This is a genomic window from Bradyrhizobium sp. Crot121 (assembly GCF_059512385.1).
In genome coordinates this window covers 98,424-111,711 of sequence record NZ_JCAMOR010000004.1, presented here as the reverse complement: position 1 = coordinate 111,711, position 13,288 = coordinate 98,424, and the positions used below count along the sequence as shown (strand labels likewise).

The following is a 13,288-nucleotide window of genomic DNA, read 5'->3' as shown; positions in this document are numbered from 1 at the left end:
GCCCACCATTTACGTCGGCGTGTTGATGGTGGGCACGCTGCGCTTTGCCCACCCTACAATCCAGCGAACTCGCTAGCCCGGCGGGGTCGCGTAGTTGGTAAAATCGATCTTGAACAGGCCCGGATCGATCTTCCTGGTGGAATCGAGATTGTAGACGGCGACGGTGGTGTCGTAGCCCTGCGGATCGGTGATGGTCCATTGCTTGAGCTGGCCGTCCTTGGCGCCGACCATCAGCATCAACCGGCTGGTGCCGATCAGCGCCTGCTTCTCCTCGATGATGATCGAGACGAAGACATCGTCGGCGGTGACGCTGACGACGTTGGTGTCCTTCATCAGGTCGATGCGGTCGGATAACAGATAGCGCAGCGGCGTCTGCGACAGCGGATAGATATCCTGCGTGGCGAGCTTGCGGTCGCGCACCGCGACCGAGGAGCCGTCGGCGACGATGTCGATCGGGCTTGGCGGCTCATATTCGAAGCGCACCTTGCCGGGCTTCTGGATATAGAAATCGCCCTTGGTCTTGGAGCCGTCGGGGCCGACCTGCACGAAACTGCCGGCGAGCGATTGCAGCGAGGAGAGATAGCTGCTGATCCTCGCGGCCTGCGCCTTCTGGTTGGCATCGAACGTCGTGAAGATGCTGGCGGGAACGTTGCGGCGCGGATCGGGGATGACAGGGGTCGGCGGCGTCTGTGTCGAGCCTGTCGTCGCGGGGCCTCTCTGTTCCTGCGCGCTCATCTGCGTGCCATCGCGGCCCTTCGGCGCGGGCTTCGGCACCGGCACGTTCTGCGCCGATGAGGGCGCGGCGCCGGCGATCGACGTGGCGATCAGGATCGCCAATCCGGAATGGATGGCGCGATGGACGTGCTGTTTGGCCATTCGGTATTTCGGATTCTGATGCAACGCGTGTTCCGACTTTAGGGGCATGATCTTTTCGGAAAACCGGTGCCCACTTTTCCGGATCATGCCTGAGTTTACCGTGGGTAATGCCGCGGGGATATCGCTTTTCCGTGAAATTCTCGGGGCAGGATCACATGCTGCCTTCTTCTTCGATCAGGACCTCGCGCTTGCCGGCATGATTGGCCTGGCCGACAACGCCCTCGAGTTCCATCCGCTCCATCAATGAGGCGGCGCGGTTGTAGCCGATCTGCAGCCGCCGTTGAATATAGGATGTCGAGGCCTTGCGGTCGCGTTTCACGATCGCCACCGCCTGCGCATAGAGGTCGCCGCCGCCGCCGTCCCCGCCCATGCCGGTGGAGTCGAATACCGCGCCGTCCTCGTCGGTCGGCTCTTCGGCGGTAACGGCTTCCAGATACTCCGGGGCGCCCTGCGTCTTCAGGTGGCGCACCACCTTCTCGACTTCGTCGTCGGAGGCAAACGGGCCGTGCACGCGGCTGATGCGGCCGCCGCCGGCCATGTAGAGCATGTCGCCCTGCCCCAGCAGTTGCTCGGCGCCCATCTCGCCCAGGATCGTGCGGCTGTCGATCTTCGAGGTGACCTGGAAGGCGATGCGGGTCGGGAAGTTGGCCTTGATGGTGCCGGTAATGACGTCGACCGAAGGACGCTGCGTGGCGAGGATCACATGCAGGCCGGCGGCGCGCGCCATCTGCGCCAGGCGCTGCACCGCGCCTTCGATGTCCTTGCCGGCGACCATCATCAGGTCGGCCATCTCGTCGACGATGATGACGATGTAGGGCAACGGATCGAGGTCGAGCTTCTCCTCCTCGTAGATCGCCTTGCCGGTCTCCTTGTCGAAACCGGTGTGCACGGTGCGCGTCAGCTCTTCGCCCTTGCCCTTTGCCTCGACCAGGCGCGCATTGTAGCCGTCGATGTTGCGCACACCGAGCTTGGCCATCTTCTTGTAGCGCTCCTCCATCTCGCGCACGGCCCATTTCAGCGCGACCACCGCTTTCTTGGGATCGGTGACGACCGGCGTCAAAAGATGCGGGATGCCGTCATAGACGGAGAGTTCGAGCATCTTGGGATCGACCATGATCAGGCGGCACTGGTCGGGGCGCAGCCGATACACCAGGCTCAGGATCATGGTGTTGATCGCGACCGATTTGCCGGAGCCGGTGGTGCCGGCGATCAGCATATGCGGCGTGCGCGCGAGATCGATGATGACGGGTTCGCCGCCGATGCTCTTGCCGAGGCAGAGCGGCAGCTTTGCCACCGAGTCGATAGCTTCCTTCGCGACCAGGAGTTCGCGCAGGTAAACCTTTTCGCGATGCAGGTTCGGCAATTCGATGCCGATGGCGTTGCGGCCGGCGACGACGGCGACGCGAGCCGACAGCGCGCTCATCGAGCGGGCGATGTCGTCGGCGAGGCCGATCACGCGCGACGACTTGATGCCGGGCGCTGGCTCGAGCTCGTACAGCGTCACGACCGGACCCGGATTGGCTTTGACGATCTCGCCACGCACGCCGAAATCCTGCAGCACGCCTTCGAGCGCGCGCGAATTGGCTTCGAGCTCGGCCTTGCTCTGCGGCTGGCGGTCGGCGGCTTTCGGCGCTGACAGCACCGAGACCGAGGGCAGCTCGAACTTGTCGGACGATTTCTTCTTCGCGCGCGGCTCGGCCTTCTTGCGCGGGGCGCGGGCGACGGGCGCTTCCTCGGCTTCTTCCTCCTCGTCTTGTTCCTCTTCCTCTTCGATCTCCTCGTCGAATTCCTCGCTCGCCTCCGGCACCACGGACGGCGCGGCACGGCCGCCGAGACTGGGCTCCTGCCGCTCGAACGCGGCTGCGCTGCGTTGTGGCGCGCTCGAGACCAGCGACCGATAGGCGGTGCCGAAGAGCCAGCCGAGCCGCGCCTTCGCGCTCATGACAGCGTGGAACAGCCAGCCGAGCGAGATCGAACTGCGGTCTTCCTCATCGTCTTCTTCGACGAACGGCTCGTCACGATCCTCGATCGCCGTCAGCTCTTCTTCGCTCTCCCTTGCGCCCCAGCCGCTCGCGAACAGGAAGCTCGCGGTCATCGCGACGAACAGGATGGTGCCGAGCACCAGGCGATAGATCATGCCGGCCGGGCCGAACACCACCGCCGGCGCGCGAACCAGCGCATCGCCGACCACGCCGCCGAGCCCGGTCGGCAATGGCCAGGCGCCATTATGCGGGAAGCAGCTCGCAAAGCCCGCGGCGATCACGGTGGTGAGGATCCAGCATGCCAGCCGCAGCGCCTCGCGGTCGAAGGCGCGATGCGTCAGCATGCGCCAGCCCCACACCGCGATGGGGAGGATCAGCATGATGGCGCCGAGGCCCAGGATCTGCATCAACAGATCGGCGCCGATCGCGCCGGGATAGCCGAGGATGTTGCGGATCGGGCGCGAGGTGGCGTGGCTGAGACTCGGGTCCTGCACCGACCACGTCATCAGCGCCGCGGCGGCGACGCCGGCAAGCGTGATCAGGCACAGCCCGCCGAATTCTCGCACCCGCCGCTCCAAGGCTTCGCGGATCGGGACCGGCAGATGGCCGACCAGGGGAATGACACGTTCGATCGCTGGCATACGCTTCCAAAGCCTTGCGATTAACTTAAGGTTTCGACCAGGCGGTGCAGCGCCTCGGCCGTTGATTCACTGTCGGAGACCAACGCGAGCCGGATATAGCCCGCGCCCGGATTGGAGCCGTCGGCCTGCGGCCGCGCCAAATAGCTGCCCGGGATCACGCGCACGCCGGCATCGCGATAGAGTTTCACCGTCGCCGCCTCATCGCCGCCGCGCTCGGAGACGTCGAGCCAGACGCAGAAGCCGCCGGCCGGACGCTGATAGCCGTAGCGGCTGCCGAGGATCTGGTCGGCGAGATCGAACTTGATCCGGTAGAGCCTGCGGTTCTCCTCGACATGCGCCTCGTCGCTATAGGCGGCGACCGCGACATGCTGCAGCGGCACCGGCACTTGCGGCGCCGCCACGTTGCGTAGCTCGTGGAAGGCGGCGAGGAACTTCTTGTCGCCGGCGGCAAAGCCGACGCGCATGCCCGGCAGGTTCGAACGCTTCGAGAGCGACTGGAACACGACCACATTGGTGAAGTCGGGGCCGGCATGTTCCAGCGCGCTGCCGGGAGCTTCCCGGGTGTAGATCTCCGAATAGCATTCGTCGCTCAAAATGATGAAGCCGAAACGAGCGGCGAGCGCCTTCAGACGCGCGAAATAATCGCGCGAGGCGACCGAGCCTTGCGGGTTTGCGGGCGAAGCGATGTAGAACGCCACCGTGCGCGCCAGCAGCGCGTCATCGAGCGCGTCGAGATCGGGCAGGAATCCGTTGGCCGGCGTGGTCGGCAGATAGACCTGCTCGCAGCCGGACGCGCGGGCGCCGGCGCCATAGGCCGGATAGAACGGGTTCGGCATCAAGATTGCCGGCGTCCCCGAGCGCGCGCCGACATAGCGGGCGGCGGTGATGGCGGCGAAGAACAGGCCCTCGCGGCTGCCGTTCAGCACCAGCACTTCGCTCTCGGGATCGACCGGCCGCGGCAGGCGGAACCGGGTCGACAGCCAGTTCGCCGCCGCGCGGCGGAACGGCTCGATACCCTTGGCGAGCGGATAGCGGCCGAACTCGGCCGTGTGCTTGGCCAGCACCGGCCCGACAAAGGCGGGAACCGGGTGCTGCGGCTCGCCCAACGACAGCGTAATCAATGGCTTGCCGGGTTGGTACGGTGCCAGCAGCTCGGCCGTGCGCGCAAAGGGGGAACGTTCGGCCTGACCGGCCGGCATTACACTGCCGGCGTCTTGCGCCACGCCGGAGGGAGCGGTCATTGCCATGTCTAAACGCCAGCACTTTCAACGCGGTCGAGGGGAATCCAGCTCGACCGTAAATTGATCAAGTCACCATAGATACGGCGAGGTTAAGACGCGATTAACCATCGGTGTCGCTGGACAATTTGCGTGGTATTACCATATTTTCTCTGAGTATTACCGGGCAATTGGAGATCAGCGATGACAACGACTGTCACCCGCAAGGGCCAGGTGACAATCCCAAAGCCGCTTCGCGATTACCTGGGTATTGGTCCGGGCAGCGAGGTCAATATTCGCCGTAGCGACGACGGCAGCGTTCTGATCGAGAGAGCGGATGGACCGCGGCCTGCCAGCCGATTTGCCAAGGCGCGTGGCTCCGCGGGGCGGGGCATGACGACTGACGAACTGATGGCCCTTCTGCGTGATGAGCCGGAATGACCCTCGTCGATTCGAATGTCCTTCTCGACCTCGCGACCGACGACGAGAAATGGGCCGACTGGTCGCAGGTGCAGCTCGAACGGGCGGCATCGGCTGGGCCATTGTTCATCAACAATGTCATCTACGCAGAAGTCTCGATACGCTACGACAAGGTCGAAACCGTCGACGCCACACTCTGCGACTTGAAAATCGAGCTGGCAGAGATCCCGCGCGCCGCGCTCTTTCTTGCCGGCAAGGCCTATCTCCAATATCGCGCCGCCGGTGGCAGCCGCACAGGGGCACTATCTGATTTCTTCATCGGAGCCCATGCTGCGGTGGAGCAGCTGCCACTCTTGACCCACGACGTGCGGCGCTATCGCACCTATTTTCCGACTGTCGCGCTGATTGCGCCGGAAGGCGAACGGTAGCACCTCGAGCAGCCCTGCCGCGTCGGCAGCCGTTAGAAGGCCGGCATGCCCTCTCCTTTCTTCGGGCCGCGGTCAAAAAGAAAGGGGCTCCAACTTGCGCTGGAGCCCCTCAACGGTCAGGGCATTGCCGGGTATGTGCCCGAACCGTAGTTCTGGGTGTGATCCCGGGAGAGATCACACCCCGGGAGAACTCACATGTTGTAAGCGCGCTCGGTGTGCTCGGTGATGTCGAGGCCTTCGCGCTCGGTCTCGACGTTCGCGCGCAGGCCGACGATCACGTCGACGACCTTGTAGAGGATGGCCGAGCCGATGCCGGACCACACCAGCGTGGTGCAGACGCCCCAGAGCTGGGAGGTCATCTGGGCGACGAAGTCGTAGTCGCCGATCTTGCCGGCGACATAGTCCATCACGCCGGTGCCGCCGAGCGCCGGGTTCACCAGGATGCCGGTGCCGATCGCGCCGACGATGCCGCCGACGCAGTGGACGCCGAACACGTCGAGCGAGTCGTCGTAGCCGAGCGCATTCTTCACCACGGTGCAGAAGAACAGGCAGACCACGCCGACCACGAGGCCGAGCACGATCGCGCCCATCGGGCCGGCGAAGCCGGCGGCCGGGGTGACCGCCACGAGGCCTGCGACCGCGCCCGAGATGGCGCCGAGCACCGACGGATGGCCCTTGATGATCCATTCCGCGAACATCCAGGACAACGCCGCCGCCGCGGTCGCGACGAAGGAGTTGGTCATGGCGAGCGCGGCGCCACCAGAAGCCTCGAGGTTCGAACCGGCGTTGAAGCCGAACCAGCCGACCCAGAGCAGCGAGGCGCCGATCATGGACATCGTGAGCGAGTGCGGAGCCATCAGCTCCTTGCCGTAGCCCGTGCGCTTGCCGATCAGGATCGCGCCGACCAGGCCGGCGATGCCGGCGTTGATATGCACGACGGTGCCGCCCGCGAAGTCGATCGCGCCCTTCTTGAAGATCCAGCCGGCGTCAGCATTGATCTCGTCGAGCTTGGCCTGCGCCGCGGTCTTGGCCGCGCCGTCAGCCGCAGCCGCCAATGCCTTCGCCGCATCCGTGATCGCGTCCGGACCAGCCCAGTACCAGACCATGTGGGCGATCGGGAAGTAGATCAGCGTCACCCAGAGTGGGATGAACAGCGCGAGCGCGGAGAACTTCATGCGCTCGGCGAAAGCGCCGACGATCAGCGCCGGCGTGATCGCCGCGAACGTCATCTGGAAGCAGACATAGACGAGTTCGGAGATATTGGCGTCGACGCTGAAGGTGGCTGCCTTCGAGTCCGGCGTCACGCCCGCCAGGAAGGCCTTGGAAAAGCCGCCGATGAAGTCCGAGCCGCCGGTGAAGGCGAGGCTGTAGCCGTAGAGCGCCCAGAGCACGGTGACGATGCACACCGTGTAGAACACCTGCATCAGCACCGAGAGCATGTTCTTGGAGCGGACCAGGCCGCCATAGAACAGCGCGAGCCCCGGGATCGTCATCAACAGCACCAGCACCGTCGATGTCATCATCCAGGCGTTGTCGCCCTTGTTGACGGTCGGCTCGGCATAGGCGGCGGTCGCAGCGAACAAGCCGAATGCGAGTGCCGCCAATCCCGCGCCATGGGGACGTTTGAACGTCATGTTATTCTACTCCTGAATTGTAAGGTTTGAGCGCGAAATCAGAGGGCCGCGGCATCGGCCTCGCCGGTGCGGATGCGCACCGCGTGGTCGAGGTTGATGACGAAGATCTTGCCGTCGCCGATCTGTCCGGTCTTTGCCGCCGATGTGATGGCGTCGATAGTCTTGTCGACCTGGTCGGCCGCAACCGCGACCTCGATCTTGATCTTGGGCAGGAAGCTCACGGCGTATTCAGCGCCGCGATAGATCTCAGTGTGGCCCTTCTGACGCCCGTAACCCTTGACTTCCGTCACCGTGAGACCGTGAACGCCAATGGCGGTCAGGGCGTCGCGGACTTCTTCCAGCTTGAATGGCTTAATAATCGCCATAACAATTTTCATGTGTCCTATCCCCGCTTGGGCCCGGTGCAGACGAACCGGGTGTTTTTCGACTGAGATCCACCACGCGGAGAAAATTCACGACGCGGTCACAGCCGCAGGCGTTAGAATCAAATGCCGTGCCAGATCGACGGCACCGCCTAACGGATTATGAATCCGCCCGTTTTCGCGTTTGACGGGAATTGGTCGGACCTGCGCTATTCCGTCGCGCTCAAAACGTAATCAATATTGCCCGATTCATGGGCACGCCAGAGTCCGGACATAATCCTGCCCAGCGCGGCGGCAAATCGACGGTAATAAGGTAGAGGAAATTACTGCAGGGCCTCGCCGTGCTGCGAAATATCCAGGCCTTCCAGCTCCTGCTGCAGCGACACCCGGAGCGGGACGAACGCGCTGACCAGCTTCAGCAGCACGAAGGTGATGCCGCCGCACCACACCAGCGTCACGGCGACGCCGGCGAGTTGGATCAGCAGTTGCTGCGGACGGCCCTCGAGCAGGCCGGCCGTGCCGCCGATGGCGCTGGTGGCGAACACGCCCGCGAGCAGCGTCCCGGCCATACCGCCGATGCCGTGGACGCCGAACACGTCGAGTGAATCATCATACTTGAAGCGGAGCTTCAGCCAGGTGCAGGCCCAGAAGCACACGAAGCCCGCGATGATGCCGATGATGACCGCGTGCCATGGTTCGACGAAGCCCGAGGCCGGCGTGATGGTGCCGAGCCCTGCGACCGCGCCGGAGATCATGCCAAGCACCGACGGCTTGCGTCGCGTCGCCCATTCGATCGCGCCCCAGGTCAGCGCGCCCGCGCAGGCGGAAAGATGCGTGGCGATGATCGCCATCACCGCGCGCGAACTCACGGTCAGTGCCGATCCGCCATTGAAGCCGAACCAGCCGACCCAAAGCAGCCCGGTGCCGATCACTGCGAGCGACAGGTCGAACGGCGACAAGTTCTCGCTGCCATAGCCGTGGCGTCGCCCCAACACTTGCGCGGCGACCAATCCGCTGACGCCGGCCGAAAGATGCACGACGAGCCCGCCGGCGAAATCCAGCACGCCGAGACTTGCGAGGAAGCCGCCGCCCCACACCCAATGTGCGAGCGGAATATAGGCGAAGATGAACCAGCCGACGGAGAACCAGAGATAGGCCGAGAAGCGCATGCGATCGGCGACCGAGCCTGCCACCAGCGCCACGGTGATGATCGCAAACGTCATCTGGTACAGCATGAACAGCGCTTCCGGGATCGTCTTCGCCGCCGGATTGACGCCGTCCATGGTCATGCCGGCGAGGAACCAGCGGTCGAGCGCGCCGATCCACGGTCCATCACCGACGAAGGTGAGAGAGTAGCCGAACATCGCCCAAAGGATCGAGATGATCGCGACGGCCGACAGGCTCTGCGCCATCGTCGCCAGCACGTTCTTCTTGCGCACCATGCCGGAATAGAACAGCGCAAGCCCCGGGATCGTCATCATCAGCACCAGCGCGGTGGCAACGATCATCCAGGCGGTATCGGCGGCGTTGATGGCCGACGTCTCGGCATGCGCCGGCGTCGCCGACAACAGCGTCGCAAGACCAAGCGGCGCGATCAGCCGCGCGGCACGAGAGGATGCCCCCATGGTGTTTCCCCGGCAGAAATGAAATGAGTCTGGTGGATGCGACCGGCGGCGTTGTCGGTCGCGCTCGGAGAGTTTGGAGAAGTTAGAGCGCGTCGCTGTCGGTTTCGCCGGTGCGGATCCGCAGCGCGTGATCGATCGGCGTGACAAAGATCTTGCCATCGCCGATCTGGCCGGTGCGTGCCTTTGCGGTGATGACCTCGACCGCCTTGTCGGCGATGTCGGATGCGACTGCGATCTCGATGCGCAATTTCGGCAGGAAGTTCACGACATACTCTGCGCCGCGGTAGATCTCGGTGTGCCCCTTCTGCCGGCCATAACCTTTGACTTCAGTGACGGTCATGCCGTGGACGCCGATCTCGGTCAGCGCCTGGCGAACCTCGTCCAGCTTGAAGGGTTTGATGATGGCGACGACAAGTTTCATGGCTGGCGGTCCGCATTTTCCTTAAGCACGGCCATCCTTCCTCTTTGGATGACCTTCGATCGCGGGCCAATCTGGCATCTTTCTGAGCAAATGGCACAAAAAAGTTGCAGGTTCAGGGGGAAAACATTGGCAGACCCTGACCTCGCTCCCTGTACAGGGGACATGATCGTCCGTCACAATGCGGCTTTCCTGCTTCGCCCGTTGTTCTACTGGCGTCCGTTCCCAAGAATCGTGTTTTCCAAGGAAATGCCATGGCCGATCGATCCTGGTTTTATGCATCCGAGGGCCAGCAAAAGGGCCCGTTTCCCGAATTCCAGCTCCGTGATCTCATCATGCGGGGCACCGTCGGGCCGGATACGCTGGTCTGGACCGAGGGGATGGCCGGTTGGCAGAAGGCGCGCGAGATTCCCGGACTGATTTCGGATCCTTCCAGTTCGGCGATGCCCTCGCAGGCGGCCGGGCCGCCGATCGTCACTGCGGCCGGCCATGCGGGTGGGACGGTCTCGGCCGATCTGCCGATCTGGGAGCTGTTTGGGCGCAGTCTGTGGTTCGCCATTGGCCAGCTCCTGGTGATCCCGGCGCCGTGGTCCGCCACCGGTTTTTATCGCTGGATCATCCCGCACATCAACGTCCCCGGCCGGCCGAATCTCGGTTTCACGGGACAGGTCGGTGACATCTGGTACGTGTTCGTCGCGATCGGGCTCTTGAGCTATACGGGTTGGACCGAGAGCACGACGGTCGAGCTGCTTGCGCCGTTGCTGCAGGCGTTGCTCGGATGGGTGGTGATCCGCTGGATCGCCAGCCATCTCACGTCAAACGGACAGCAGCTCCCGATCGCCTTCAACGGCAGCGTGATCACCTATATCGGGTGGTACCTGTTGTTGGCGATCTCCTTCATCACCATCATCGGCTGGGCGTGGGTGACCACGGCGTGGATGAGGTGGATGTGCCGCAATATCGAGGGCACGCGCCGCGAAATCATCTTCAAGGCGTCAGGCCTCGAGATGCTTTGGCGAACGGTCCTGTTCACCATCGGCTGCCTATTGCTGATTCCAATCCCGTGGGCCTTGCGCTGGTATGCGAACTGGTACCTGTCGCAATTCGCGCTGGTCGAGCGCAGTACGCTGGCGAATGCTTAGAGCAGGGCAAGACGACCTCGGGTTAGTTTCGCGTCGGAGGCACCTCACCTCTCCCCATCGGGGAGAGGTGGGGCATCGCAACCTTCGCCGCTATCCCAGCTCTACCGCGCGCTACTTCCTCTCGCGCACCGAACCTTCCTGTGCCACTGACGCCACCAGCGTGCCGTCGGGCTTGAAGATCATGCCGCGCGTCAAGCCGCGGCCGCCTTGTGCGCTCGGCGAATCCTGCGCGTAGAGCAGCCATTCGTCGGCGCGGAACGGGCGGTGAAACCACATCGCGTGATCGAGGCTTGCCGGCATCATGCGCTTGTCGAACAGCGTGCGGCCGTAGCGCGCCATGATCGCGTCGAGCAGTGAGAAGTCGGAGGCATAAGCGAGCGCGCACAGATGCAGTGCGGGGTCGTCTGGCAGTTTTGCCGCGGTGCGGATCCAGACATGGATGCGGCCTTCGTCGATCTTCTGGCCGAAATAGCGGCCGAGCTCGACCGGGCGCAGCTCGATCGGCCGATCGGATTCATAGTAGCGGCGGATGAAGTCCGGCATCTCGCGGAACATCGGCTGCTTCGACACTTCCTCCGCGGTGAGCTTTTCCGGCGGCGGCACGTCCGGCATCTTCTCCTGGTGATCGAAGGCGCCCTGCTCCTCGGCATGGAACGACACCATGATCGAGAAGATGGCATTGCCGTGCTGGATCGCGGTGACGCGGCGGGTCGAATAGCTCTTGCCGTCGCGCAGCCGCTCGACCTGGTAGATGATCGGGACCTGAGGATCGCCCGGCAGGATGAAATAGCAATGGATCGAATGCGGCAGCCGGCCCTCGACCGTGCGGCAGGCTGCAACCATCGCCTGGCCAATCACCTGCCCGCCGAACACCCGCTGCCAGCTCGTTTTCGGGCTGTTGCCGCGGAACAGATTCACCTCGAGCGGCTCAAGATCCAGGATGGAAAGCAGGTCAATCAGGCTTTTTGACATGGATGGCCTTCCATTTTGTTGCGCGGCATTAAGTACCTTGTTTGGTGCCACTGTTTCGCCCAGCTATTATCAGGTAGCAAGCATACTCTGAGGGCATGAGCGCGTAAGGGACTTGCATGTCGGCACAACGAGGCATTGTCATTTGCGGGGGCGCTTTTGCGGGCTTGGCGCTGGCGCTGGCGCTGCGGCAGGGGCTTGGGACGGAAATCCCCGTCATCGTGGTCGATCCGGCGCTTGGGCAGCGCCCAAGCCGCGATCCGCGGGCGACCGCGATCGTCGCCGCCTGCCGCCGGCTGTTCGAGGCGATCGGCATCTGGGCCGAGATCGCCGACACGACGCAGCCGATCCTCGACATGGTCGTCACCGATTCGCGGCTCGACGATGCGACGCGGCCGGTGTTCCTGACCTTTGCCGGCGATGTCGAGCCCGGCGAGCCGTTTGCGCATATGGTCGAGAACAGGCTGCTGATCGACGAGCTGGTGGCCCACGCCGAGGCCGCAGGCATTGATCTGCGCGCGAGCGCGGTTTCGACCTATGAGGCCAATGCCGATCTCGTCAGCGTGACGCTCGCGGATGGCAGTGCGATCGAAGCGAGCTTGCTGGTCGCCGCCGATGGCGCCCGTTCGAAGCTGCGCGAGCGCGCCGGCATCGTCACCCATGGCTGGGACTACGATCAGTCCGGCATCGTCGTCACCGTCGGCCATGAGCGCGATCACCAGGGCCGCGCCGAAGAGCATTTCCTGCCCGCGGGTCCATTCGCAATCCTGCCGCTGAAGGGAAAACGCTCCTCGCTGGTGTGGACCGAGAACCGCAAGGAAGCGTCCCGCATCGTCGGCTTGAGCGAGGCCGAATTCCACGACGAGCTGGAGCGGCGTTTTGGTTTGCATCTCGGTGAGGTCAAGGCGCTCGACAAGCCGCGCGCGTTTCCGCTCGGCTATTTCGTCGCGCGCTCCTTCATCGCCGAGCGGCTGGCGCTGGTCGGCGACGCAGCGCATCTGATCCACCCCATCGCAGGCCAAGGGCTCAATATGGGCCTGAAGGATGTCGCGGCATTGGCGGAAGTGGTGGTCGATGCGGCGCGGCTCGGCATCGATCTCGGCCAAGCCGATGTGCTCGAGCGCTACCAGCGCTGGCGCCGCTTCGACACCATGGCGATGGGAGTTGCGACCAATTCGCTGAACTTCCTGTTCTCCAACGAATCGACGCTGCTCAGGACCGTGCGCGACGTCGGGCTTGGCGTCGTCGACCGCCTGCCGCCGCTGAAGAGCTTGTTCATCCGTCAGGCGGCGGGGCTGTCGGGCGAAGTGCCGCGGCTGTTGAAGGGCGAGGCGCTGTAGCTCCGTAGCCCAGATGAAGCGCAGCGTAATCCGGGAAATCCCCTGCAAGCGGACGTTGCGGCCCGGGATTGCGCTGCGCTCCATCCGGGCTACGAACCGGGATCGTCACTGCGAGCCACCGGGTCGGCGCGAAGCGCCGCCCGACGACAGGCTCCGCGAAGCAATCCATCTCCCCGTTTGCGGCGCAATGGATTGCTTCGTCGCTATCGCTCCTCGCAATGACGGCTCAAATCC

At 64.0% G+C, this 13,288-nt stretch carries 12 protein-coding genes; 4 read left to right on the top strand and 8 right to left on the bottom strand.

Features of this window, described 5'->3' with window-relative positions:
* Window positions 1–72: 72 nt before the first annotated feature.
* The 3 genes from AC5ZGW_RS06540 to AC5ZGW_RS06530 form a co-directional block, all read right to left on the bottom strand.
* Window positions 73–876, bottom strand: coding sequence for an outer membrane lipoprotein carrier protein LolA (locus AC5ZGW_RS06540; protein WP_051396811.1), 804 nt, complete (start codon window positions 874–876; stop codon window positions 73–75).
* A gap of 151 nt (window positions 877–1,027) precedes the next feature.
* Entirely contained in the window at window positions 1,028–3,499 is a 2,472-nt protein-coding gene (locus tag AC5ZGW_RS06535) for a DNA translocase FtsK (protein ID WP_130226312.1), read from the bottom strand.
* Window positions 3,500–3,519: 20 nt separating this feature from the next.
* On the bottom strand, window positions 3,520–4,746 hold the full coding sequence (locus AC5ZGW_RS06530; RefSeq protein ID WP_130226311.1) for an aminotransferase class I/II-fold pyridoxal phosphate-dependent enzyme: 1,227 nt from the start codon (window positions 4,744–4,746) through the stop codon (window positions 3,520–3,522).
* Window positions 4,747–4,920: 174 nt separating this feature from the next.
* Between AC5ZGW_RS06530 and AC5ZGW_RS06525 the strand changes: the two genes are divergently transcribed.
* Both AC5ZGW_RS06525 and AC5ZGW_RS06520 read left to right on the top strand, forming a co-directional pair.
* Complete coding sequence (locus AC5ZGW_RS06525; protein WP_130226310.1) at window positions 4,921–5,157, top strand: AbrB/MazE/SpoVT family DNA-binding domain-containing protein; 237 nt, start codon at window positions 4,921–4,923, stop codon at window positions 5,155–5,157.
* Complete coding sequence (locus AC5ZGW_RS06520) at window positions 5,154–5,564, top strand: type II toxin-antitoxin system VapC family toxin (protein ID WP_130226309.1); 411 nt, start codon at window positions 5,154–5,156, stop codon at window positions 5,562–5,564. Before AC5ZGW_RS06525 ends, AC5ZGW_RS06520 begins: the two co-directional genes overlap by 4 nt.
* Before the next feature lie 191 nt (window positions 5,565–5,755).
* On the opposite strand, the gene AC5ZGW_RS06515 is transcribed toward AC5ZGW_RS06520, so the two are convergent.
* The 4 genes from AC5ZGW_RS06515 to AC5ZGW_RS06500 all read right to left on the bottom strand — a co-directional run bounded on the left by AC5ZGW_RS06515 (window position 5,756) and on the right by AC5ZGW_RS06500 (window position 9,606).
* Window positions 5,756–7,198, bottom strand: coding sequence for an ammonium transporter (locus tag AC5ZGW_RS06515; RefSeq protein ID WP_130226308.1), 1,443 nt, complete (start codon window positions 7,196–7,198; stop codon window positions 5,756–5,758).
* A 38-nt stretch (window positions 7,199–7,236) separates the two neighbouring features.
* A complete protein-coding gene (locus tag AC5ZGW_RS06510) occupies window positions 7,237–7,575 on the bottom strand; it encodes a P-II family nitrogen regulator (RefSeq protein WP_028164751.1) in 339 nt (112 codons plus the stop codon).
* A gap of 308 nt (window positions 7,576–7,883) precedes the next feature.
* Window positions 7,884–9,185, bottom strand: coding sequence for an ammonium transporter (locus AC5ZGW_RS06505; RefSeq protein ID WP_130226307.1), 1,302 nt, complete (start codon window positions 9,183–9,185; stop codon window positions 7,884–7,886).
* 82 nt (window positions 9,186–9,267) lie between these two features.
* Window positions 9,268–9,606, bottom strand: a complete 339-nt coding sequence (locus tag AC5ZGW_RS06500; protein ID WP_028164749.1) for a P-II family nitrogen regulator — start codon at window positions 9,604–9,606, stop codon at window positions 9,268–9,270.
* Between the two features lie 251 nt (window positions 9,607–9,857).
* Between AC5ZGW_RS06500 and AC5ZGW_RS06495 the strand changes: the two genes are divergently transcribed.
* A complete protein-coding gene (locus AC5ZGW_RS06495) occupies window positions 9,858–10,745 on the top strand; it encodes a DUF4339 domain-containing protein (protein ID WP_496113889.1) in 888 nt (295 codons plus the stop codon).
* Window positions 10,746–10,856: 111 nt separating this feature from the next.
* Here the strand turns inward: AC5ZGW_RS06495 and tesB are convergent, their stop codons facing one another.
* The gene (gene tesB, locus AC5ZGW_RS06490) at window positions 10,857–11,717 is read right to left on the bottom strand and encodes an acyl-CoA thioesterase II (protein ID WP_028164747.1); all 861 of its coding nucleotides are present in this window, start codon (window positions 11,715–11,717) and stop codon (window positions 10,857–10,859) included.
* A gap of 116 nt (window positions 11,718–11,833) precedes the next feature.
* Here tesB and AC5ZGW_RS06485 point away from each other — a divergent pair, with 116 nt between their 5' ends.
* Entirely contained in the window at window positions 11,834–13,054 is a 1,221-nt protein-coding gene (locus AC5ZGW_RS06485) for a ubiquinone biosynthesis hydroxylase (protein ID WP_130226306.1), read from the top strand.
* Window positions 13,055–13,288: the final 234 nt, after the last annotated feature.